This window comes from Aliinostoc sp. HNIBRCY26, from assembly GCF_050235535.1.
Lineage (GTDB): Bacteria > Cyanobacteriota > Cyanobacteriia > Cyanobacteriales > Nostocaceae > Trichormus.
The window spans coordinates 5,755,716-5,778,322 of record NZ_CP189852.1 but is presented as its reverse complement, the minus strand read 5'-3'; the positions used below and the strand labels follow the sequence as shown (position 1 = coordinate 5,778,322).

Here is a 22,607-nt window from a genome sequence, read left to right as displayed (position 1 = left end):
ATATATTGTAGTGGGGTTAGGGTATTAATACACTTTGTGGTATTGGTACTGGAAGAATGGGAAAAATAATCACACTTATTGACAGATAGCTTTCCCACCTATCCAGAATTAACAATAATGACGCGTACTACTATTCAAATTTTTAGAAAATGGCCTCTCCGTTTCATCTTAATATTTCCCTTTGTAATGCAAATTTTTACCACAGTATCAATTGTGGGATACATTTCTTTTAGAAATGGACAAAAAGCTGTCAATGAACTCGCCCATCAACTAATCAATCGAGTCAATGAATTAGTTGAACAACACTTAGATACTTACTTAACGACACCTCATCAGATTAATCAAATTAACTTGGATGCTGTAGAAATGGGGATGCTCAATTTAGCAGATTTACAGCTAACAGGGCATTATTTTGCTAAACAAATGCGAGTATATAACATTGGTTATATTAACTTTGCTAACCCCCAAGGTGAATATATTGGTGTTGAACGTTTAGATAATGGACAGTTATTAATTAACGAAGTTTCTCAGGCTAAAGGTTTAGGGAAACTTTATATTTATACGACAGACGATCAATTACGTCGTCGAAAATTAATAGAAGTTAAAGATTATGATCCTCGCTTAGAAGCTTGGTATAAAGATGCAGTACAAGCAAACAAACCTATCTGGAGTCAAATATATCAATGGGAAGATAAACCAGAAATATTATCTATATCTTCTAGTTATCCTCTCAATCAAAAAAAATACAAATTTTCTGGTGTTATAGGCGTAGATTTGATATTGTCACAGATTAGTAGTTATCTAGGAAAGCTCGAAGTAGGTAAAACCGGAAAAGTATTTATTCTAGAGCGTTCTGGTATGATCGTAGCTACTTCTACCAATGAAGCACCATACAATGTTGTCAATGGTAAATCTCAAAGACTATCAGCTGTAAATAGTAAAAATTTTATTATAAAAAGTACAACAGCACATTTAATCCAAAAATTTGGTTCTCTACAAAATATTAAGTCTACACAACAAAGTATTTTAAGTTTACAAGATGAAAGAAATTTTGTACAAGTCACACCTTGGCGAGATTCATTAGGTTTAGATTGGCTAGTCGTGGTAGTTGTCCCTGAAAACGAGTTTATGGCAGAAATTAATGCCAGTAATCGTACAACTATTTTGTCATGTTTGATTGCCCTAGTTCTAGCTACAGCTATAGGTGTGTATACCTCCCGTTGGATAGCATATCCTATTGTGCAATTAACTCAAGCTAGTAGCATAATTGCATCTGGTAATTTAGAGCAAACAGTAGTTAGTTCTGATGTCAAAGAAATCAACATACTGGCTCAGTCATTTAATCAGATGGCAGGACAACTTAAGGAATATTTTACATTTTTAGAAACTACCAATCAAGAATTAGAGAAACGCGTAGCTGAAAGAACAGCAGAAATTACTGCTGCAAAAGAAGCTGCTGATGCAGCCAATCGGGCGAAAAGTGAATTTTTAGCGAATATCAGTCATGAATTACGTACACCATTAAATGGCATTATTGGTTATGCACAACTTTTGCAACTCAATCCCCATACTAGTGCTGAACAACTGCAAGGTATTAATGTGATTCATGATTGTGGCTCTCATTTATTAACGTTAATAAACGATATTTTAGATATCGCCAAAAACGAAGCTAAAAAATTAGAACTATACCCTGATATATGTGATTTTAAAAAACTACTCTTGGGAGTAGCTGATATTTGTCGTATTAAGGCTGAACAAAAATCTCTTGATTTTAGTTGTCGCATAGATGAGGACTTACCGATAACTATTCAAACTGATGAAAAACGCCTCCGGCAAGTTTTAATTAACCTCTTGGGTAATGCTATTAAATTTACCCAAAATGGGGCAGTAAGTTTTATTGTAGAAGTTATCGCACATGATATAAACACACAGCCTCCCATAACCAGAATTAGTTTTCAAATTATCGATACAGGCATTGGTATGCTACCTGAACAATTAGAAAAGATATTTTTGCCCTTTGAGCAATTAGGAAATACTTTACAAAAATCCGCAGGTACAGGTTTAGGACTAACAATTAGTCAGCAGATTATAGAAATGATGGGTAGTAAAATAAATGTTGAAAGTAGATATGATACAGGAAGCAAGTTTTGGTTTGAATTAGATTTACCAGTCGTGAGCGCAGATAGAAGTTTAGACATATCCTATATTCCCAACGCCTTGCTGAATTTTGAGCAGAAATCCCATTCAGCAATAGAGGCAATAATTTTTCCTCCTGCTAGTGAGTTGTTAAATTTATATCAAGCTGCTAAAGCCGGTTATGTTGTCGATATCAAAGCAGAAATACAGCGTATTCATGATTTAGATGTCAGATATGAAGCATTTACTCACAAAGTTTTGCAACTAGTAGAGGAATTTGAAGATGAAGCTATCGTGGAAATGATTCAACCGTATGTAGATAAAATTCAGTGACAGATAGACTAGTAAAAAGCGATAAATTCAAAAATAAAATGATATATTTAGCAGGATTTGGGGATGAAGACTTATACAAATGAATCTATTTTAATCGTAGATGATATTCCTACTAATATCAAAGTTTTATTTGAAATTCTTAATCAAGCAGGTTTTAAGGTAGCTGTGGCTAAAAGTGGTAAAAGTGCCTTAAAAAAAGCAGAAGAAACATTGCCGAATTTAATTTTATTAGATGTCATGATGCCGGAGATGGACGGTTTTGAAACTTGCCGTCTGCTCAAGGAAAATCCTCAAACTAGAAACATTCCAGTAATTTTTATGACGGCGCGCTCTGATTTAATAGACAAAGTACAAGGATTAAAAATTGGAGCCGTAGACTATATTACTAAACCCATTGAATATGAAGAAGTTTTAGCAAGAATTAATGTTCACCTAGAATTAAGACGTACTCAATTACAACTGGTGCAGGAAGAAAAAATGTCTGCGCTAGGACAATTAATATCAGGAGTAGCACATGAAATTAATAATCCGATAAATTTTATTGTTGGTAATATAATTTATGCTCAAAGTTATGTTGATAATTTATTGGCATTATTAAACCTGTACGAGAAGCATCAACAACAGAAATTGCCAGATATTCAAGCTTATGCTGATCAGATTGAATTGGATTTTCTAAAATCAGACTTACCCCAACTATTATCATCGATGAAAACAGGCGCAGAACGTGTTGAAAAAATTGTGCGATCGCTCCGTTTATTTTCGCGTTTAGATGCTACGGAATACCAATTATTTAATATTCATGAAGGTATTGACAGTACATTGGTGCTTTTAAGTAATCGAATTAAAACCGTTTCCAAAAAAGTCGAAATCAATATAGTCAAGAATTATGGAGAAGTACCTGCGGTAGAGTGCTATGCAGGCCCAATTAATCAAGTGTTGATGAATCTAATAGCAAATGCAATTGACGCTATAGAAGAATCCTTATTAAGTGGTAGGATTTCGGAAAAACCAACAATTGAAATTATTACAGATGTCACTGAGGATAAACAATCTGTTTTAATTATTATTGCTGATAATGGTGTAGGCATCCCTGAAGAAATCCAACAGAAAATATTTGAGCAGTTTTTTACTACTAAACCTCTAGGGAAAGGAACAGGTTTTGGATTAGCGATCGCTCATGAAATCATCGTAGACAAACACAAGGGGAAATTAGAAGTTCAATCTGCTTGTGGGGAAGGTGCGCGATTTCTCATTACTATTCCTATCGAACAAACCCTAAGCAACTTACAATGAAAGATTTTTGAGTCTGTCACATCCAAGATGTTGTTACATTTGATTTTCTGGGAACTATAGTCTTGTAGCTTACTCGTATTGGCAAATTGCTCAAGACTGTCATAATTAATGGTGGTTTGCTCTCGTAGTCAACAGCACGAATAAATAAGTGTTTACCCTGTGACTTCAAGTATATTTTCGTCACAAAGCACTGGGGATCTGTTGATCACATAATCAAGGTGTGAAGATATTGCTGAATTTCTTCTCTAGCCATTTACCTTTAAGCCAAAGCAGAAGAATACCCATAAACTTGCAAGTCCCGTAAAATGCTTCATACATCACCAGAAAATAACTTGATTTTAGTTGTCGATGATACACTAACAAACTTAGAAATTATCTCAGTTGCACTGATTGACAGTGGTTTTACTGTCATTACAGCTATTAATGGAGAACAAGCAATCCAGCAGATAGAATCTCGATTACCAGATTTAATTTTATTAGATGTCATGATGCCCAGAATGGATGGCTTTGAAACCTGTCAAAAAATCAAAGCCAATCCCCTGACACAAGATATTCCGGTGATTTTTATGACTGGGATTACAGATACAGATAGTAAAGTCAAAGCTTTGAACTTAGGTGCTATTGATTATATTACTAAACCTTTTCAAAAAGAAGAAGTTTTAGCACGCATTCAAACACATTTACAATTAAGAAATCTTAATAAAAATTTAGAAAAAATAGTGGCAGAACGCACGGCTAAACTTGATAGAACTTTGCGAGAATTACAGGAATTTCAAGTTCAGCTCGTCAAACAAGAAAAGATGTCAGTTCTGGGTCAATTAGTCACAGGAATTGCCCATGAAATTAATAATCCTGTAAGTTGTATTTATGGTAATTTAGGTCATGCTTTGACTTATTTTCAAAATCTGATTAATCTGATTGAACTTTATCAAAAAAATTACCCCGAACCCGTAGAACCAATTCAAGATGCAATCACAGCAATGGATCTAGATTATGTCTGTGATGATTTACCGAACTTGATTTTTGCGATGAAAGAAGGGATTCAACGGATTCGAGATATTAGTAATGGACTGCGAATTTTTTCTAGAGCCGACACAGAAAACAAAGTTGAGTGCAATATTCACGAAGGTATTGATAGTACACTTTTGATTCTCAAACATCGCCTTAAAGGTTCAGAAATCAGTTTACCCATTGAAGTTATTAAAGATTACGGTGATTTACCTTTAATAGAATGCTTTCCTGGTCAGTTGAACCAGGCATTTATGAATATTTTAGCGAATGCGGTTGATGCGTTAGAAGAATCCAACGATAAATATAGTTTAGAACAACCTAAACAAATATCTATTTGTACGATGCTGAGTGAGGATGAAAATCATGTTTTAATTAAAATTAAAGATAATGGTACAGGGATGTCATCAGAAATTCAACAGAGAATTTTTGAGTATCTATTCACTACTAAGCCTGTAGGTAAAGGCACTGGTTTAGGGTTGGCGATCGCGCATCAAATCATTGTACAAAAACATCAGGGTAATTTAGAGGTAAATTCTCAGATCGGTATGGGTTCTGAGTTTATCATTACTATTCCTAATTCTTAGCAAATTAAGTAACTATAAAATCTATTGAAATCCTCTATTTAGCTGCGAAGTTTGGGAACTATATATTTGTAGAGGTTGATTTACTAGACATTGAAATCGATGTTTAAGATAGTAGTTGGTCATAGTAATGACCCTGACTCGTTTGCAGCCGTTGAGGAAGTCATTCAGCAATGTACTACTTCCCTAAATGGACATATTCCCCAGGCGGGAATTTTGTTTACCGCCATTGACTTTGACCACATTCTGATTCTGCAAAAAATTCATCAGGTGTTTCCAGGAATTGAGTTAATTGGTGGAACTACTGATGGGGAAATTTCCTCAGTTTTAGAATTTCAGCAAGATTCAGTAACTTTAATGTTGTTCTACTCAGATGAAATAGAAATTTTTGCAGGAGTGGGAGTGCAAGTTTCTGTCGATCCTGTGAAAGCAACACAGCAAGCAGTAGCACAAGCAAAAGCTAAAACTACGAAACTACCGCAATTATGCTTAACTCATCCTGAAAGCTTGACTACTAGCGGTGTCTCAATTTTAAAGGGTTTAAAACTAGCATTAGGAGAAAAATTTCCCATATTTGGTGGTTTAGCTGCTGATCAATCAAAATATCAGCAAACTTATCAATTTTTTCAAACACAAGTCCTCAGCGACTCTGTGCCGATTTTATTATTTTCTGGAAATATTCTCTTTTCTCATGGGGTTGCTAGTGGTTGGTTTCCCATTGGTAAAACTAGTAAAGTTACCAAAGTGGAAAAAAATATAGTTTACGAAATAGATGATCAACCAGCTTTGGAATTTTATCGCCGTTATTTAGGTACATTATCACCTTCCATAGAGTACCCCATTGCTGTATTTGCAGACGATGAGGTCAATTTCTATCTGAGAGCGCCCATCGCTCATGATGAAATCACGGGTAGCATTACGTTTTTTGCTGATGTTCCTGAGCAAGCGACCATTCAAATGGCTGAAGCTGGACATGAGGACATTTTGACAGCTGCTCACGCATCATTTATAAATGCCGTGAATAATTACCCAGGAAAAAAACCAGCAGGTGTACTCTTTTTTTCCTGTGTAGCTAGGCGACAAATATTGGGTATGCAAGCACAACAGGAATACCAAACTACCAGAAATTATGTAAATCAGTTTTTACCAGCTTGCGGGTTCTATTCCAATGGTGAAATTGCTCCCATCAATTCCACTGGACAAACACATTTTCATAATGAAACATTTGTCACTTTAATTTTGGGAACTAGTTAAATAATTACAGAAATTATGAATTGCCAAGAGGAAATTCAAAAGCTCCAAAAAGAAAACAGAATATTACAAAAAAAGTTAGAGCGTTCGGACATAGACCGGATTAAGCTAGAGGAAACTAATAGAAAAAAGGAGTCACTACTAAAAAAAGTTATTGATGAATTACAAACATCACAAACTCAACTAGAACAAAGAACATCAGAATTAGAACGAACATTAATTAACCTGCAAGTTATGCAGGATAAAATGACTGTTTTAGGTGGATTAGTTGCAGATGTAGCACATGAAATTAATAATCCTGTGGGTTTTATTATGGGAAACATTACCCCGGCTATTGAATATATTCATGATTTGCTATATTTGATTGACCTTTATCAGCAATTTTATCCTCAGCCTTCCCCCGCCATCCAAAAACAAATTACCCATATGGATTTGGATTATGTACGTGAAGACCTACCCAAACTCATTACTTCCATGAAAGAAGGGACTACACGTATTAGCCAACTCAGTTACAGCTTGCGGACTTTTGCACGGTCTGATACGGAATCTAAAGTGCCGTTTAATCTCCGCGAAGGGATTGACAGCACCCTTTTTATTTTGAAACATCGCTTAAAAGCCAATCAGTATCGTCCAGAGATTCAAGTAATTCAAGAATATGGAGATATTCCCATAATAGAGTGTTTCCCTGGACAATTGAATCAAGTATTTATGAATATTTTAGCTAATGCAATTGATGCTTTAGAAGAATCTAATCAAGGCTTGAGTTTTGCTGACATTGAAAAGAAAGCTAATAAAATTATTATTCAAACAAAGTTAGATGAGCAGAATAATTTAGTTGTAATTCGGATCAAGGATAATGCTTTGGGTATGTCAGAATCAGTTAAAAGTAAAATTTTTGAACATTCATTTACAACTAAACCTGTAGGGAAAGGTACTGGCTTAGGATTAGCTATTGCTCATCAAATTATTGTCCAAAAACATGGCGGAACTCTGGATGTAGAATCAGTTGCAGGAGAGGGTTCAGAGTTTGCGATCGCGATTCCTATTGCTTAGTCATCACAACAAGAAATTTTGATGAAATTAAGTTAATAAAATTCATTATTTTTTGTATAAGTTTTAGATTTGTTTGGGGAATATTAAATTTAGACCATCCACTGACTAGGAACTAATTAGTATGAGTCAAACACTAGAATCATCAATAGATGCGGCAAACATCTCCTTAGAGCGAGATGTTTTTTTACGCACATTGATTCGGGAACTCTCTGGAACTTTACAAGATGTAGTCGGCTTAGAAGAAGCTTCTGGATTTATCAGTGTAGTTGGTCAACGCATGGGTGAACAAATTAACCAAGAATATAAATCAGCTTTGGAAGTTTCTCAACTGACTCGTGAGCAAATTGCTGATGTTTTAGTTGATTTAAAAAGACGGATTCAAGGTGATTTTTATATCATCGAACAAAATGACGAAAAAATTGTCTTTGGTAATAGAGTTTGTCCTTTTGCAGAGAAAGTCTTAAATCGTCCAGCTATGTGTATGATGACTTCTAATGTATTTGGAACTATCGCTGCTGATAACGTAGGTTATGCCAAGGTGGAACTACATAAAACCATAGCATCGGGTGACGATGGGTGTAGAGTTACGGTTTACCTCAAACCTACGGAAGAGTCGGAAGATGCAGAAGGTAGAGAATATTTTAAAAGTCTGGGTCATCTCTAAAGTTTTCTAGCACTTAATTGTGAGTTGGTTGGGGTTTAGTGCTTGTAATAGTATGAGTAAAAATTCATGAATCCTGAACAATTTCTGCAATTAGCAAGAGTTTTACCAGAACCTTTACTGTTAGTAAATCACGAAAGTAAACTACTAGCAACTAATCAAGCCGTAGCGGAGATGCTAGGTTTACACCGGCGTGATTTGCAGGAAAAACAGCTAGTAGATTTGATTACGGATTCACCAGAAGAGTTAAAGCGGTACCTGAAAACTTGTTCAACTAGTAGAGCAATGGTTGTTGGTACTCTGACGTTGCGCCATAGTGATGGAAACACATTAATATGCCGTAGTCAAGGAGCAGTAATTCAACCTGGAACTTCTGAGTCTGCGGCTTTAATTCTTCTTCGCTTAGAAAATAAAGCTGCGGCTAACAGTAACTTTATTTTGCTCAACAAAAAAATCAATGAGTTAGGTCAAGAAATCCAACGTCGCCAACAAGTAGAGGCAGATTTAGAAAAAATTAATGAAGAATTAGAACAGAGAGTAGAAGAAAGAACCATTGCTCTACAAGAAACACTCCAAGAATTACAACTAACCCAAAGCCAACTGATCCAAGCTGAAAAGATGTCTGGTTTGTGTCAAATTGTTGCGGGCATGGCGCATGAAATTAATAATCCTATTAGCTTTATTTTGGGTAATATTAATCATGCTCAAGAATATATGAATAATCTGTTACAATTAGTGGCAGTTTATCAAAAATATTTGCCTCATCCACCTCTAGAAGTAGAGGAAATTTTAGAATCAACAGATTTAGATTTTCTCATACCAGACTTAGATAAAGTTTTTGTTTCTATGAGGGTAGGGGCAGAGCGTATTCAGGGAATCATCAAATCATTAAGAAATTTTGCCAGATTAGACGAAGCGAGTGTTAAGCAAGTCGATGTTCATGAAGGTTTGGATAGCACTTTAGTTTTGTTAAATCATAAATTGCAAACTCAGGATGATTTAAAAATTCGGGTGATTAAAAATTATGGTCAATTGCCGCAAATTACTTGTTATCCTGACCAGCTTAATCAAGTGTTTATGAATATTATCAGTAATGCTATTGATGCCCTAGAAGCGTGTCAGGAATCACCCACAATTATCATTCAAACAGAACTTATAAATCATGATTGGATAGAAATTTCCATAGCAGATAATGGAGTAGGAATTAGTGAAAAAATCCAATCAAAATTATTTGACCCCTTTTTCACAACTAAACCTGTAGGGAAAGGTACGGGATTAGGATTATCTATCAGCTATCAGATTATCGTCAAAAAACATGGTGGAACACTTAATTGTTATTCTCCTGCTGATGGCGGTGCAAAATTTGTGATGGAAATTCCTGTGAATTTAATGAGAAATATAAAAAATGACTAATAGTGCTAAGACTACTAGTCATTTATTCAGTAGAGAGATAGGATTTACAAACCTTGCGATGGCTCAGTCGAGGCTACATTTACTGGAGTGTTAACCACTGCTGCTTGTAAAATCGCAGTGTGAGTCACAGAATTATTGGCCAAGGTAAATAGAGGATTGGACAAAATTCCAGCCAGGGAAGTAGCAATCAAAGTGATAATTAAGCCTACTTGCAAAGGTCTAAATCCGGGGATATTCCAACGTATGGGGGGATAATTCTTCACTACGTCGGACATTTCTTGGGGTTCTTTGACAACCATCATCTTGACTACACGAATGTAGTAGTAGATGGAGACGACGCTAGTAACTAGACCAAGTAGAACTAACCAGTAAAGACCGGCTTGCCAACCTGCCCAGAACAGGTAAATTTTCCCGAAAAACCCAGCTAAAGGCGGAATTCCACCTAAAGACAGGAGAGAAAGACTTAAGCCCAAGGTGAGTAGGGGGTCTTTTTGGTATAAACCGGAGTATTCAGCGATTTGGTCTGTTCCTGTCCGCAGGGAGAACAGAATCACACAGGTAAAACCGCACAGGTTCATGAATAGGTAAACCAGCAAGTAAAAAATCATGCTGGCGTAACCGGCATCAGTCCCAGCAATTAAGCCAATCATCACAAACCCGGCTTGGGCGATGGATGAATAAGCCAACATCCGTTTCATGCTGGTTTGGGCAAGGGCGACGACGTTACCCAAAATCATACTGAGGACGGCTAGGGCTGTGAAGACAAATTTCCACTCCTCGGCGACGAGGGGAAAAACTACGGTGAGTAAGCGGATAGCCAGGGCAAATCCAGCTGCTTTAGAACCCACGGACAAAAAGGCAATCACTGGGGTAGGTGCGCCTTCATAAACGTCTGGTGTCCATTGGTGGAAGGGTGCAGCAGAGATTTTAAAGCCAATACCTGCAATTACAAACACCAGGGCAATCACCACACCCAAGGATTGACCCACATGGGCTTGAGATATACCATTAGCGATCGCACTCAGTTCTGTTTGTCCACCAGACAGTCCGTACAGTAATGATACACCGTACAAAAAGACTGCTGTGCTGGAAGCTCCAATCAATAAGTATTTCAGAGCCGCTTCATTAGAACGGGGGTCACGCTTGGTATAACCGGTGAGTAGGTAAGAGGAAATACTCAGGGTTTCTAGGGAGATGAAAATCATCACCAACTCACTAGCCCCAGAGACAAACATCCCACCGAGGGTTGCTGTCAATAAAATAGCGATGAATTCTGCTAAAGCAGTACCACTCTGCTCAACGTAGCGAATTGACATCAATATAGTAACTGCGGCGGATAAAGCAACGATACCGCGAAAGACAATACTGAGGTCGTCACTATTAAAACCACCGCTAAAAGAGATGGGATTAGTAGCATCCCATTGAAATACTAGGGCGACAGTCGCAGATAGTAAACCTGCGATCGCTAGATATCCGATCCAGCGTGAAGATGTCCGCCCTAAAATCAAATCAACGAGCAAAACCCCCATGAGGGTAACAATGACAATTCCCTCTGGTAAAATCGTTCCCGCATTTAATTGGGATGCAAGATTAGCAAAATCCATGAGATATATAGGTTTTGGCGATTAGACATTAAGGCTCACTGTGTTCACTCTAGCAATTTTTCTTCACCAAAGTTGCATTTAACTTACTGTCTTTTTACTCAGGGTTGATTTTAGCTGAAAACTAGTTCCTGTGAGAGTAGTAGCTTTTAATCACGCAATGTTGCTATCCTTACCATTCGATTAATTTATGGTAATGGGAAATGGGGAATTGGGCATTGGGCATGGGGTATTGGGCATTGAGTAAGAAATTCTACCTTGTCTACCTTGTCTACCTTGTCTCCCCTGCACCCTTGCTTACGCAGTGATAGGATATTTTTTAAGTTGGGAGTCCCTTAATTTTTGATAGTTCCTCAGTAAAATGTAGAATTTAATTGATTAGTGAGGTTCTCTGATGACTTTACAAGAGATTATTAATTCTATTGAAAGTTTACCGCAAGCTGAACAGGACTATTTGCTTGATTACCTCAGTAAAAAGAAGGAGGAATGTAGAGGGGATAATTTTTGGCAGGGATTACAAAAATTTAGAAGTGTTATCGAAAATGAGGGTATTATTTTCACTGATGATGATTTCGCTGACCTACGAGATCGGAGTGTGGGCAGAGAAATTAATCTATGAGTCTGAAATACTTACTTGATACCAATATTCTGTCAGAGCCAGCACGCCCTATTCCCAATGCTCATGTTTTGTATAAACTAGATACTCATAAATCAGAAGTTGCCGTTGCTAGTGTTGTCGTTCATGAACTTTTACATGGATGCTTGCGATTACCGGAATCTAAACGGCGAGAGACTCTTTGGAATTATATTCAGGAATCGGTGTTAAATTTGCCAGTCATTGGCTACGATTTAAATGCAGCAGAATGGCACGCCCAAGAAAGGGCTAGATTATCCAAGATTGGCAAAACCCCCGCTTTTGTAGATGGTCAAATTGCGAGTATTGCTTACTGTCATAATTTAATTTTAGTAACTAACAATGTTACTGATTTTGAGTTTTTTCAGAATTTAACGGTTGAAAATTGGTTACTTCCTGATACCTTGGAACCTATAAACCCCTAACGATACATTCAGGAAACTGACGCTTCAAAGCCGAAAACACTGGACAGGGGGCTTGTTCTTGGAGGTTTTCTGGTTTACTCCAGGTGAAGGGGGCTTTTTGTGCCGCAGACATCCATAATAGTTGTTTGGCTCTAGTCATCGCTACATACAGTAAACGATACTCTTCGGCTGTTTTTAGGTGTTTGGCTTGTTCCCATGCTTGAGTAACTTCGGGGATGCCGGTTTCACCGTGGAGGGCGGCGCGAATTTGGGCGCGGGCTACTTCTGATAGGGTGAAGTCGCCTAAAAATTGGCTTTGGGGTGGAACCCAGAACCTACCAGGAATCAGGTTTTCATGGAGGAAGGGTAGAAATACATAGTTCCAATCTAGCCCTTTAGCTTTGTGCATGGTGATAATCGTTAATTGACCTTCACGGGTGTAACGCTTTTCGACATCCTCTGTTTCTACTGGTTCAAAGCGTTCAGAACTGACAATTTCACTTAAAACTGACAACATCGACCCCATTGAGTTATTCACAGCGATTTGTTTGTTGACTCGTTCTGAGAGTTTGTCGGCTGTGGCTAGTTCGGCTTGGTCGTAATTTAAGGTCAAAGCTAAGAAGGAAATTAACTGATACAACGGCAATTCCAAGCGGGCGCGCAGTAAACTACGACATAAGTGGGCAGCTTTCTGGACTGGTTCTGGTTGGGGCGCAGCTAAGGGACTGGGATATAGAAATTCTTCAGGGAGACTGGCTAGGGCGTTGAGGTCTTGGGTGGGGATGAGTTGACGTTGTACTAAGACCTCTAGGGCGGTTTTGAGGTAGTCGGGAGAATGGGGACGATCGCAAAATTGCAACAGTGCTAATATTTCCTGGGGAACATGGGAACGGCGATCGCTTTCTCCCACATCAAATATATTAATGTTATGTTCCTTACACAGTGGTTCTAGTGCTTGAGATAACCAACGACCTTGCCGATTTTCACGCACTAACACCGCCGCGCTTTTAGTCATGTCTTGGGTTAATAGCTCAATTACCCTGTTACCCAGTAATTCGACCGTGTGATGAATATCACGGGGTGTATGAATTTCCAAACCTTGACCGACGGCTATGGGGTTGACATCCGTGGGGTGAACAGGACGAATCATTTGCAGACTAAAGGGACTGGGAAGCTGAGGAGACTTTTGACTTTTAGCCCCATAGGAACTATTCACCCATTGCAGAGCAAAATTAGCCGCTTCAATAATTATCTGCGTACTGCGACCGGCTTGATCCATTGTTGCCAATCTACCAGAGCGATCGCACCCTTGACAAAATTCCCGAAAATAAATCGGGTCAGCCGGCGTAAACGTCGAGTTAATCGCTTGGTTAGGATCACCGACTCGGATTAAATTTATCGGGAATTGAGAATTGGGCATGGGGCATGGGGCATGGGGCATTGAGTATTGAATTTCCTCCCCTGCTTCCCCTGCTCCCCCTGCTCCCCAGTCCCCAGTCCCCAGTCCCCAATCCCCATCACTCGCCAAAATCTCTAATAACTGTGTCTGCAATGGGCTAGAATCTTGAGCTTCGTCTTCAAACACGGCGAAAACTTGGTTTTGTTCAATGCGGCGTGCGCTGTCGTTTTCTAGAACGCGGAGAGCAGCTAAAATCATATCGTCGTAGTCGATGAAATCACGCGATCGCATGAGATTTTGATATTCTTCGTACAACCCGGCGGCGATAGTTAAAATCTCATACGCGTCTGTGGTTTGTTCGCTCCATTTTCGTAATTTAGCAGGAGAAATCCCAGAACTTTTGGCTTCATGAATCACAGTATTTGCTAAGTCTGGTAAAACTTCAGTTCTCAGCACCGACTGACGACGTAACCTTTCTGTTTCTTCCCCGTCAAATTGCTGTCCTTCCAATAACTGCAAATATAGACGGGGATGATTGACAATCCATTGTTCTACGGCGGTGCGAATAAAGCGGTGGCTTTGGTTGGGGGTAATGAGGGTGACGTTTTCTAAATCTAAACCCGATAAATCAGGGTGACGACTAGCGATATTGAGAGCCAAACCATGCAGAGTATAAACAGCAAAACCTGTTTGGGGTAAAGATAACTGCTTGAGATAGTCGCGAATTTTTAACTTAATATTAGCAGCCGCAGAACGTGTAAAAGTTACTACCACCAACTGACGACGAGCCAAAGGCCGTGATTGCAGAGCATTTTGATATTGACGAGCAATTGCGATCGCCGCCGCCGCCGCCATCCCCGTAGATTTACCAGCACCAGGAACAGCAGAAACAGCCAGTGGACCAGATTGCCAATCAGCCATTTGTTGCTGTCCAGGGCGCAAAGTCTGGCGGATAGCTAAAATTTTCTCTTGTAAAACTGCAACAGATGAAACTTCAGATGTCAGTGGAGCAGTAGTAGTAAAATTAGTATCTGGCATTTATAATTCGTAATTCGTAATTCGTAATTCGTAATTAACCTAGCGAATTTCTTAGCTCAGTCAATCACTCAACTCAATATTGATATATTAAAATCTTAAACCTCTTATCCTCTTTGCGCCTTTGCGTGAGAGAAATCACCCCACAATTATGCAACGCCACCTGATATATTGAGTTAAAATTATAAACCTGCGACTAGCTAGATAAACCTAAATTAAATCTAATGGAAATTGCTAATTCTCACCAATTAATTCCTGAAATTCTCGCACCTGCCGGTAACTGGGAATGTGCGAAAGCGGCTGTAGAAAATGGTGCAGATGCAATTTATTTTGGTTTAGATAGATTTAACGCCAGAATGCGGGCGGAAAATTTCACTGAAGCAGATTTACCAGAACTAATGACCTTTTTACACCGTCGTGGTGTCAAAGGTTATGTCACCGTCAATACCTTGATTTTCCCCAAAGAACTAACACAAGCCCAACAATATCTCCGCACAATTATCGCGGCTGGAGTGGATGCGGTGATTGTTCAAGATGTGGGTATTTGTCGGTTAATTCGTCACCTTTCCCCAGATTTCCCCATTCACGCCTCTACTCAAATGACCGTCACTAGTGCGGCTGGTGTAGAATTTGCCAAGTCTTTGGGCTGTCAGTTAGTAGTATTAGCCCGTGAATGTTCCATCAAAGAGATTAACAAAATTCAGCAGCAAATTACCCAACGCGGGACTACTCTACCCCTTGAGGTTTTTGTGCATGGTGCATTGTGTGTGGCGTATTCTGGTCAATGTTTAACGAGTGAAGCTTTAGGCGGACGTTCAGCGAATCGGGGAGAATGCGCGCAAGCTTGCCGAATGCCCTATGATTTAATTGCTGACGGGGAAATTATCGATTTAAAAGAACGCAAATATTTACTCAGTCCCCAAGATTTAGCGGGGTTAGAAGTATTACCGGATTTAGTGAAGTCTGGGGTAACTAGTCTCAAAATAGAAGGTCGTCTCAAATCACCGGAGTATGTGGCTAATGTTACTCGTGTTTATCGCCAAGCATTAGACCGCGTGATTGAGGAATTGGTAAGACCTAACCCCCTAACCCCCTTCCCTAGTAGGGAAGGGGGAATAAAAGCTTCACTGCGTGCATCGGGGAGAGGTCAAGAACGCTACGATTTGGAGATGGCTTTTTCTCGTGGACTTTACACAGGATGGTTTGCGGGGATTAATAATCAAGAGTTGGTTCATGCACGGTTTGGGAAGAAGCGGGGGGTTTATTTAGGGGAAGTTACCCGCATTCGTAATGAACAAGTGACAGTACAATTAGCCGCACCCTTGAAACCTGGGGATGGTGTGGTGTTTGATTGTGGTCATCCAGAGGCGAAGGAAGAAGGGGGTCGGGTTTATGAGGTTATACAAAAAGGTCAAGATGCTGTCTTAACCTTTGGACGAGGGAATGTGAATTTCCGCCGTGTTCATGTGGGTGATAAGTTGTGGAAGACTAGTGACCCAGAATTAGATAAACAACTGCGTCAGAGTTATGCAGGGGAAAATCCACAATTTCAGCGTCCCATTGATGTAGAAGTGTATGGCGAAGTGGGTGAGGACTTAATTGCGATCGCTCGTGATGAATTTGGTAACATTGTTAAAGTCGCATCAGAAATTACACTGACACAAGCCCACACCAAACCCTTAGATACAGAACGCCTCAAAGAACAGTTCGGTCGTCTTGGTAACACTCCTTTTCGTTTGGGAACATTAACCAATCATCTCAGTGGTCAGGTGATGTTACCTGTGAGTGAATTAAACCGGATACGCCGGGAAATCGTCACCCAGTTAGAAGAGTTACGTTCTCAGGCCAAACGCTGGCAATTAAATCCCCAAGCCACTGTTAAAGACCTACTCCCCTCCAAATCTGCCCCATCTGCTGTATCTCCTTCACTTATCGTTCTAATCCGCAACCTCAAACAACTCCAAGCTGCAATTAATGCTGGCGTAGAAACACTTTACTGTGAATTTGAAGACCCCCGCGCTTATCGGGAAGCAGTGCGTTTATTCCGTGAAGCAAGACAAGGGGGACAAGGGGTACAAGGAAGTAATTCCCCAGTCCCCAGCATTTGGGTCGCCCCTCCCCGCATTACCAAGCCTGGGGAAAACTGGATTTTACAACAAGTACGGGCTTGTGAGGCGGATGGTTACTTGGTGCGGAATTATGACCAATTGGAATTTTTCGCCGAGGAACGTTGTATTGGGGATTTTTCTCTGAATGTTGCGAATCCTTTGACCGCAGACTATTTTAAACAGCGTTATGGCTTAGAACGTCTGACAGCATCTTATGATTTGAATGTTACTCAACTGGAAGACTTACTCACAACTTCCCCTACAGAATGGTTTGAGGTGACAATTCATCAACATATGCCAATGTTCCATATGGAACACTGTGTATTTTGTGCGTTTCTTTCTGAAGGGATGGACTATACTAATTGTGGCAGACCTTGCGAAAAACATGAAGTAAAATTGCGCGATCGCGTTGGTAGTGAACACATTTTGCAAGCTGATGCTGGTTGCCGTAATACTGTATTTAATGGTACTGCCCAAACTGGAGCAGAATACGTACAACGTCTGATTGAGTTAGGATTGCGTCACTTCCGCATTGAGTTTGTGAATGAAACACCAGAACAGGTGACTCAAACTATACAGCGATACCGTCATTTACTGATGGGTGAAATAACAGGTTCTCAACTCTGGCGCGAGTTGAAATTACAAAGTCAATTGGGTGTAACTCGCGGGCCACTCAGATAATACCAATTCAAAATTCAAAATTCAAAATTCAAAATTCAAAATTCAAAATTCAAAATTCAAAATTAAGAATCAAGACAGAGCAAGCATTTGGGGCTGTACATCTGTCGCATTCTTTTTTCAAATTGGTATAATTCAGCCAAAGTTCGTAGTAAGGACTTTAGTCCTGATGATCTAAGCACTAAAGTGCTTACTACAAACTACGCTACACATAAGTTTCTAACTTCTCTGTGTTCCCTTTTACCACAGTTTCAGCCCGGACAGCGCGGAACATTCCAAACCGACACAAACCTGTACCAAAAGCTAACCGCATCAATAGTAGAGTGGGGACTTCACGCAGGGATTTAATCAAACCAGAGAAACCAAAGCGCACTAATCCTTCTGGACGAATTACGCCTTGCCAGATGGAATCTAGCCAAGAAGGTAGTGTTTGTGGTGTCCAGTCGGCTGTGATGACTTCGCCAGAAACTAGTCCTGTTGCTGTCAACTGTTCTGCAAAGCCTTCAATACTAGCAAACGCTGGATGAGACCACTGGTCTAATAATTGTTGCATGACTGGTTTTTCCCAAAAATTCAGAGGTTTTTGGCGGTCGTCTCGCTGATTCCAGTCAGCTAATACCATGATTCCACCCGGCTTTAATACCCGCATCAATTCCCTGGCGAATATTGCTTTATCAGGCATATGGGGGCCTGCTTCAATTGACCACACAACGTCAAAACTAGCATCTGGAAAGGAGAGTGCCATTGCATCGTCTACAAGAAACTGTGCGTCAAGTTCCGGTGCAGTTAATTGTTGCGCGCGTTCGACTTGTTGGGGACTGATGGTAATACCTGTGACGGAAAACCCGTAATCTCGTGCCAAAATTCGGCTACTACCGCCAATTCCACAACCTACATCTAAAACGGTGGTTTGAGGTGGTAACTTATCTAATCCACCCCAGCGCACCATTTCATGTACAAAGTCAGATTTAGCGGTCAAAAAATCTTTGCGTCGTGGCGGTAAACCATAATGACCTAAATGAATATGTTCACCCCAATAGAATTCTAAAATCCCGTCTTCAGTCCATTGGTCATAGGAATTGGCTACGGAGTTGGATGATTCATAACGACGAGCAGTCACCAAGTACAATAAAATGGCGATCGCCAATAGTCCTAACAGCAGTCCCATCCCAGGAATAAACCAATTCATGCACGTATATTCTTAATATTTCTTTACAATTCTATCTTATTATCTGGGCTGGGGGAAAGCAGGAAAGACCTGTTGGCAAATTCGCAGATGCCTATGTAGATCGGATGGCTTGAGGAGTCAAGCGATGTAGTTGTATGACCTCAAGCCATGTATTACATAATCAAAAATGCCTCTGATAATTGCTGCCAAATTTTTGAATGTCAACCGAACTGAAATGTTTTGTTTTCTAAAAACTAACCATGTAATACACGGAGAAAGAAAATGAGAATATTCAAACTTCAACCGCCTTACTGCCCCAACTAGAAGCACTTGAAGCTTTATGCGATCAGCAAAGCTTGCTCACTGTGCGAGATCGCATTTTGTTGGAACTGAAGTTAGGTAAGCAAGCGACTGGATACAAAGCGTCACTGAAAGCTCTCAATCGTTTCATTGCTGAATTAAATACAGGACTATAAGCGTTTCCGAATTTGCCAACAGTGTCAGATAAAGGTCTTTCCAAGTTCTTGACTTTTTTAATCTAAAATAAATCTGTATAAATAATATTAGATTTAAAGAAACTAATTAAAATAGTAGCTTATATCAATAGTTAAATAACAGCATAAAAAGATGAGAATTTTATTAGTTGAAGATGATGAGCGCATTGCCAAACCATTAGCTGAAGATTTAAAACATCAGCATCATGCTGTTGATATTGCCAGTGATGGGCTTGAAGGTTGGGAATATGCCCAGGCTGGTAATTATGATTTAATTTTACTAGATTTAATGTTGCCCCACTTAGATGGGATTAGTCTCTGTAAACGGTTACGTACCTCTAATTGTAACGCTTTTATTTTGATGTTAACTGCACTTGATACAACATCAGATAAAATAATCGGACTTGATGTAGGTGCAGATGATTATTTAGTTAAACCATTTGAATTAGAAGAGTTAGCAGCACGCATTAGAGCTTTATCTCGACGAAGTCCAGAAATTCGTCAAGCAATTTTAATTCACGGTGATTTACAACTAGATACTAACAATTGCAATGTCACCTATGCACATAAGCCTCTATCATTAACACATAAAGAATATATGATATTGGAATGTTTTCTGCAAAATCCTACTCAAGTTTTAACTCGCTCGGCAATTTTAAATAAATTGTGGGAATTTGATAAATTATCTGGTGAAGAAACTGTTAAAACTCATATAACAAATTTAAGAAAGAAACTCAGATCGGTAGGCAGTTCAGAGGATTTTATTGAAACTGTTTATGGTGTTGGTTATCGTCTGTGTCCCAAATAAGGGCTAATCTCACTTATGTTTGCAAAAATTCGTCGTCGTTTATTATTGTCTTATTTAATTGTATTATCATTAATTTTAGGCGGATTTGCAATTGCCGTTCGGATTGTCTTTACCTATAGTCTCTATAAACAACAAACACAAAAACTTGCCGCACTAGCACAATTTGCTGCTGCTAATGTAGAGTTTGAGAATGGGAGAATAAAAATTGACAATTACTTACGTCAAAATAAATTGTTGACAAACCATCAAGGTTTACACTGGTTTGATACTCAAGGTAATCTGATAGTAAAAAAGGGAAGTGATACTTTCGATTTATCTATTCCTCTCACAGAAGGGGAACAAGTAAACACAATTGATAAAAATCGCATTCAATCTGTTACTTTACCCATTATTAGGAAGAATAGTAAACAAACTATTGGATATGTAAGAGCAAGTCAATCTCTGGAGGAATTCGACGAAACTTTAAAAAAATTAGACTTGGGTTTATGCGGGGGAATTTTTGTCGCTTTAATTATTAGTAGTGTTGGTGGAGTTTGGTTGACTCGTCAAGCAATGCAACCAATTGAAAAAAGCTTTGCAAGATTAAAACAGTTTACTGCTGATGCTTCCCATGAACTTCGTAGTCCTTTAATGGCGATTAAAAGTAATGCAGGTGTAGCACTGAAGTATCCAGCAGGAATGCGAGAAACTGACGCAGAAAAATTTCAGGCTATTTCTAGTGCGACTAACCAAATGACTCGTTTAACTGAGGATTTACTATTTTTAGCTCGTCATGATCATGTTCCTAGTCACAGTCGAGAAACTGTGAATCTCAGTGCGATTTTAGAGAACTTAGTACAACTATATCAGCCGCAAGCGATCGCTAAACAAATTCATCTGAAAAGTCATTTGATGGAAAAGCTTTATCTGCTGGGTGATACAAATCAGATTACACGCTTGTTTACTAACATAATTCAAAACGCAATATACTATACACCTTCAGAGGGAACGGTAGAAATAATAGCTAGTCGTTCTGCTGCCGATATATTAGTTAATATTCAAGATACAGGTGTAGGAATTGCGACAAAAGATTTAGAAAATATTTTTGAGAGATTTTGGCGAGCAGATAAATCGCGTTCTCATAATTCTGGTGGCTCTGGTTTGGGATTAGCTATTGCCCAAGCTATTGCTCAGAAACACGGGGGATTAATTACCGTTACAAGCCAGTTGGAAATTGGTAGTATTTTTACTGTGCATTTACCAGCAATCCCACTTAATCAATGTTGATAATAATGTTTGATTAAATACCATAATACAGCTATATTAATCGTAAATATGACAATTTTTAAAATTGTTATTCCCTTAATTAATTCATAAATTTCGGGAGGTATACTAATAGCAACCAATACAATAACTAATATAGTTGCCCAAGTTTTTTTATACCATAAACCCATAGCCTCAATCGCTGTGACAGCTGCATATATTCCAGTAACGATTCCACTAAATTTTATAGTTTGTGGTTGTATATTAATAATTCTTTCTAGGAATAATTCAATAGCTTGGCGTTTGCCTTCCAACATATAAGATTCAGCAAATGTCACAAGGGCATCATGTTTTTTAAAAGCCAGAAGTAAAACCAGAGATGTAGCTGTAAGTAGTAGAGTAACAAAGCCTTTATAAATAACAATTGCTATTAAAACTGAAGGACGTTTTTTCAACATTTAAATTTACTAATCTGGCTAGTATTATGATCAATCATATAGTAATAGAAAGTTTATGTAAAAATCAAGGGACGGGTTGTCTTCCCATCCCTTATGTAAATAATTTTGATCAATCAACCTTCGCTTTTCCCCTCTTTTTATCAAATATTCTGGAACAGCAAACGGTATTATTAATTAGTGGACTATAGCAGACCAAGTTTTTGCTCCAACAACTCCATCCGCTTTCAAATTATGAGACTTTTGAAAAGCAATCACAGCAGAACGTGTGTTTCTACTGTAAACCCCATTAACTGCTCCATTGTAGAGTTTTTGTGTTTTCAAGAATGACTGAAGTTCTCTGACTGCTTTGCCTTGGCTTCCCAAACGGAGAATTGGTGCTTTTTGGGGTGAATAACTAATAAGTGTAGTTGATTTAGATGCTGCGGTGTTCGCTCCCATAGGCTTAGTAGCATTGACATTTTTAGGATGCACCTGGGTTGACATAGGTGTGATTGTTTTTTTCATCTGTGTAGCAGATGTGTGTGTTGAAATAGGTGCGGCTGGTTTTTTTGCTTGTACAGCTTCCGCATTTGCTGGTGTTAGGGAAGAAAAGAATAATGGGCTGAAGGCTGCAATAGATAAAGCAAGTTTCACAAATTTACTAGCCATAAAATCGTATCTCCTTGTTTGGGGAATCTATGAATTTAAATTTAATTGCTAAAAGTGAAGAACTTGGAAAGATTTATGAGAAATTGAAAAAATTATTTTTTGGACTATTTTTGGATTCTGACTACCGATTATCAGAAATATCTGACCGTCTAATTGATAATTAATTATCAATTCCAAATAAAGAAGTTAAAAAAAAAT

At 38.7% G+C, this 22,607-nt stretch carries 17 protein-coding genes; 12 read left to right on the top strand and 5 right to left on the bottom strand.

The genetic code is table 11. The features are described from left to right. Positions 1-117: 117 nt before the first annotated feature. The 7 genes from ACQFX9_RS24450 (at position 118) to ACQFX9_RS24420 (ending at position 9,732) form a co-directional block, all read left to right on the top strand. On the top strand, positions 118-2,469 hold the full coding sequence (locus ACQFX9_RS24450) for an ATP-binding protein (RefSeq protein ID WP_427159183.1): 2,352 nt from the start codon (positions 118-120) through the stop codon (positions 2,467-2,469). 63 nt (positions 2,470-2,532) lie between these two features. Then, complete coding sequence (locus ACQFX9_RS24445) at positions 2,533-3,762, top strand: hybrid sensor histidine kinase/response regulator (RefSeq protein WP_427159182.1); 1,230 nt, start codon at positions 2,533-2,535, stop codon at positions 3,760-3,762. 305 nt (positions 3,763-4,067) lie between these two features. Beyond that, positions 4,068-5,357, top strand: a complete 1,290-nt coding sequence (locus tag ACQFX9_RS24440) for a sensor histidine kinase (RefSeq protein WP_427159181.1) — start codon at positions 4,068-4,070, stop codon at positions 5,355-5,357. A 99-nt stretch (positions 5,358-5,456) separates the two neighbouring features. Further along, positions 5,457-6,608 carry an FIST signal transduction protein gene (locus tag ACQFX9_RS24435; RefSeq protein WP_427159180.1) on the top strand — a complete coding sequence of 384 codons (1,152 nt, stop codon included), beginning with the start codon at positions 5,457-5,459 and terminating at the stop codon, positions 6,606-6,608. Positions 6,609-6,623: 15 nt separating this feature from the next. Next, positions 6,624-7,658, top strand: coding sequence for an ATP-binding protein (locus ACQFX9_RS24430; RefSeq protein WP_427159179.1), 1,035 nt, complete (start codon positions 6,624-6,626; stop codon positions 7,656-7,658). Between the two features lie 121 nt (positions 7,659-7,779). Next, entirely contained in the window at positions 7,780-8,322 is a 543-nt protein-coding gene (locus ACQFX9_RS24425; RefSeq protein WP_427159178.1) for a methanogen output domain 1-containing protein, read from the top strand. 66 nt (positions 8,323-8,388) lie between these two features. Further along, a complete protein-coding gene (locus ACQFX9_RS24420) occupies positions 8,389-9,732 on the top strand; it encodes an ATP-binding protein (RefSeq protein WP_427159177.1) in 1,344 nt (447 codons plus the stop codon). Positions 9,733-9,776: 44 nt separating this feature from the next. Here the strand turns inward: ACQFX9_RS24420 and ACQFX9_RS24415 are convergent, their stop codons facing one another. Next, positions 9,777-11,336: an NAD(P)H-quinone oxidoreductase subunit N gene (locus tag ACQFX9_RS24415; protein ID WP_427159176.1), complete on the bottom strand. Its 1,560-nt coding sequence runs from the start codon at positions 11,334-11,336 to the stop codon at positions 9,777-9,779. Between the two features lie 391 nt (positions 11,337-11,727). Between ACQFX9_RS24415 and ACQFX9_RS24410 the strand changes: the two genes are divergently transcribed. Beyond that, entirely contained in the window at positions 11,728-11,952 is a 225-nt protein-coding gene (locus tag ACQFX9_RS24410) for a hypothetical protein (RefSeq protein WP_427159175.1), read from the top strand. Next, complete coding sequence (locus ACQFX9_RS24405) at positions 11,949-12,392, top strand: type II toxin-antitoxin system VapC family toxin (protein ID WP_427159174.1); 444 nt, start codon at positions 11,949-11,951, stop codon at positions 12,390-12,392. The genes ACQFX9_RS24410 and ACQFX9_RS24405 overlap by 4 nt, the downstream gene beginning before the upstream one ends. Here ACQFX9_RS24405 and ACQFX9_RS24400 read toward each other — a convergent pair. After that, positions 12,379-14,808 carry an ATP-dependent helicase gene (locus tag ACQFX9_RS24400; protein WP_427159173.1) on the bottom strand — a complete coding sequence of 810 codons (2,430 nt, stop codon included), beginning with the start codon at positions 14,806-14,808 and terminating at the stop codon, positions 12,379-12,381. The genes ACQFX9_RS24405 and ACQFX9_RS24400 overlap by 14 nt on opposite strands. Positions 14,809-15,029: 221 nt before the next feature. On the opposite strand from ACQFX9_RS24400, the gene ACQFX9_RS24395 reads away from it, so the two are divergent. Next, positions 15,030-17,594 carry a DUF3656 domain-containing U32 family peptidase gene (locus tag ACQFX9_RS24395; protein WP_427159172.1) on the top strand — a complete coding sequence of 855 codons (2,565 nt, stop codon included), beginning with the start codon at positions 15,030-15,032 and terminating at the stop codon, positions 17,592-17,594. 202 nt (positions 17,595-17,796) lie between these two features. On the opposite strand, the gene ACQFX9_RS24390 is transcribed toward ACQFX9_RS24395, so the two are convergent. Further along, positions 17,797-18,780: a methyltransferase domain-containing protein gene (locus ACQFX9_RS24390; protein ID WP_427159171.1), complete on the bottom strand. Its 984-nt coding sequence runs from the start codon at positions 18,778-18,780 to the stop codon at positions 17,797-17,799. A 606-nt stretch (positions 18,781-19,386) separates the two neighbouring features. Here ACQFX9_RS24390 and ACQFX9_RS24385 point away from each other — a divergent pair. Beyond that, positions 19,387-20,061 (top strand): response regulator transcription factor, encoded by a 675-nt coding sequence (locus tag ACQFX9_RS24385; protein ID WP_427159170.1) that lies wholly within the window; start codon positions 19,387-19,389, stop codon positions 20,059-20,061. A 15-nt stretch (positions 20,062-20,076) separates the two neighbouring features. Then, a complete protein-coding gene (locus ACQFX9_RS24380; protein ID WP_427159169.1) occupies positions 20,077-21,327 on the top strand; it encodes an ATP-binding protein in 1,251 nt (416 codons plus the stop codon). On the opposite strand, the gene ACQFX9_RS24375 is transcribed toward ACQFX9_RS24380, so the two are convergent. Both ACQFX9_RS24375 and ACQFX9_RS24370 read right to left on the bottom strand, forming a co-directional pair. After that, on the bottom strand, positions 21,318-21,761 hold the full coding sequence (locus ACQFX9_RS24375; RefSeq protein WP_427159168.1) for a DUF2127 domain-containing protein: 444 nt from the start codon (positions 21,759-21,761) through the stop codon (positions 21,318-21,320). The genes ACQFX9_RS24380 and ACQFX9_RS24375 overlap by 10 nt on opposite strands. Positions 21,762-21,935: 174 nt before the next feature. After that, positions 21,936-22,409, bottom strand: coding sequence for a peptidoglycan-binding domain-containing protein (locus ACQFX9_RS24370; protein ID WP_427159167.1), 474 nt, complete (start codon positions 22,407-22,409; stop codon positions 21,936-21,938). Positions 22,410-22,607 lie beyond the last annotated feature (198 nt).

Coding starts and splice junctions, on each gene's coding strand:
- ACQFX9_RS24380 (WP_427159169.1), top strand. CDS start 20,077: ATGTTTGCAAAAATTCGTCGTCGTTTATTATTGTCTTATTTAATTGTA.
- ACQFX9_RS24430 (WP_427159179.1), top strand. CDS start 6,624: ATGAATTGCCAAGAGGAAATTCAAAAGCTCCAAAAAGAAAACAGAATA.
- ACQFX9_RS24440 (WP_427159181.1), top strand. CDS start 4,068: ATGCTTCATACATCACCAGAAAATAACTTGATTTTAGTTGTCGATGAT.
- ACQFX9_RS24390 (WP_427159171.1), bottom strand. CDS start 18,780: ATGAATTGGTTTATTCCTGGGATGGGACTGCTGTTAGGACTATTGGCG.
- ACQFX9_RS24395 (WP_427159172.1), top strand. CDS start 15,030: ATGGAAATTGCTAATTCTCACCAATTAATTCCTGAAATTCTCGCACCT.
- ACQFX9_RS24370 (WP_427159167.1), bottom strand. CDS start 22,409: ATGGCTAGTAAATTTGTGAAACTTGCTTTATCTATTGCAGCCTTCAGC.
- ACQFX9_RS24420 (WP_427159177.1), top strand. CDS start 8,389: ATGAATCCTGAACAATTTCTGCAATTAGCAAGAGTTTTACCAGAACCT.
- ACQFX9_RS24415 (WP_427159176.1), bottom strand. CDS start 11,336: ATGGATTTTGCTAATCTTGCATCCCAATTAAATGCGGGAACGATTTTA.
- ACQFX9_RS24405 (WP_427159174.1), top strand. CDS start 11,949: ATGAGTCTGAAATACTTACTTGATACCAATATTCTGTCAGAGCCAGCA.
- ACQFX9_RS24410 (WP_427159175.1), top strand. CDS start 11,728: ATGACTTTACAAGAGATTATTAATTCTATTGAAAGTTTACCGCAAGCT.
- ACQFX9_RS24445 (WP_427159182.1), top strand. CDS start 2,533: ATGAAGACTTATACAAATGAATCTATTTTAATCGTAGATGATATTCCT.
- ACQFX9_RS24375 (WP_427159168.1), bottom strand. CDS start 21,761: ATGTTGAAAAAACGTCCTTCAGTTTTAATAGCAATTGTTATTTATAAA.
- ACQFX9_RS24425 (WP_427159178.1), top strand. CDS start 7,780: ATGAGTCAAACACTAGAATCATCAATAGATGCGGCAAACATCTCCTTA.
- ACQFX9_RS24450 (WP_427159183.1), top strand. CDS start 118: ATGACGCGTACTACTATTCAAATTTTTAGAAAATGGCCTCTCCGTTTC.
- ACQFX9_RS24435 (WP_427159180.1), top strand. CDS start 5,457: ATGTTTAAGATAGTAGTTGGTCATAGTAATGACCCTGACTCGTTTGCA.
- ACQFX9_RS24385 (WP_427159170.1), top strand. CDS start 19,387: ATGAGAATTTTATTAGTTGAAGATGATGAGCGCATTGCCAAACCATTA.
- ACQFX9_RS24400 (WP_427159173.1), bottom strand. CDS start 14,808: ATGCCAGATACTAATTTTACTACTACTGCTCCACTGACATCTGAAGTT.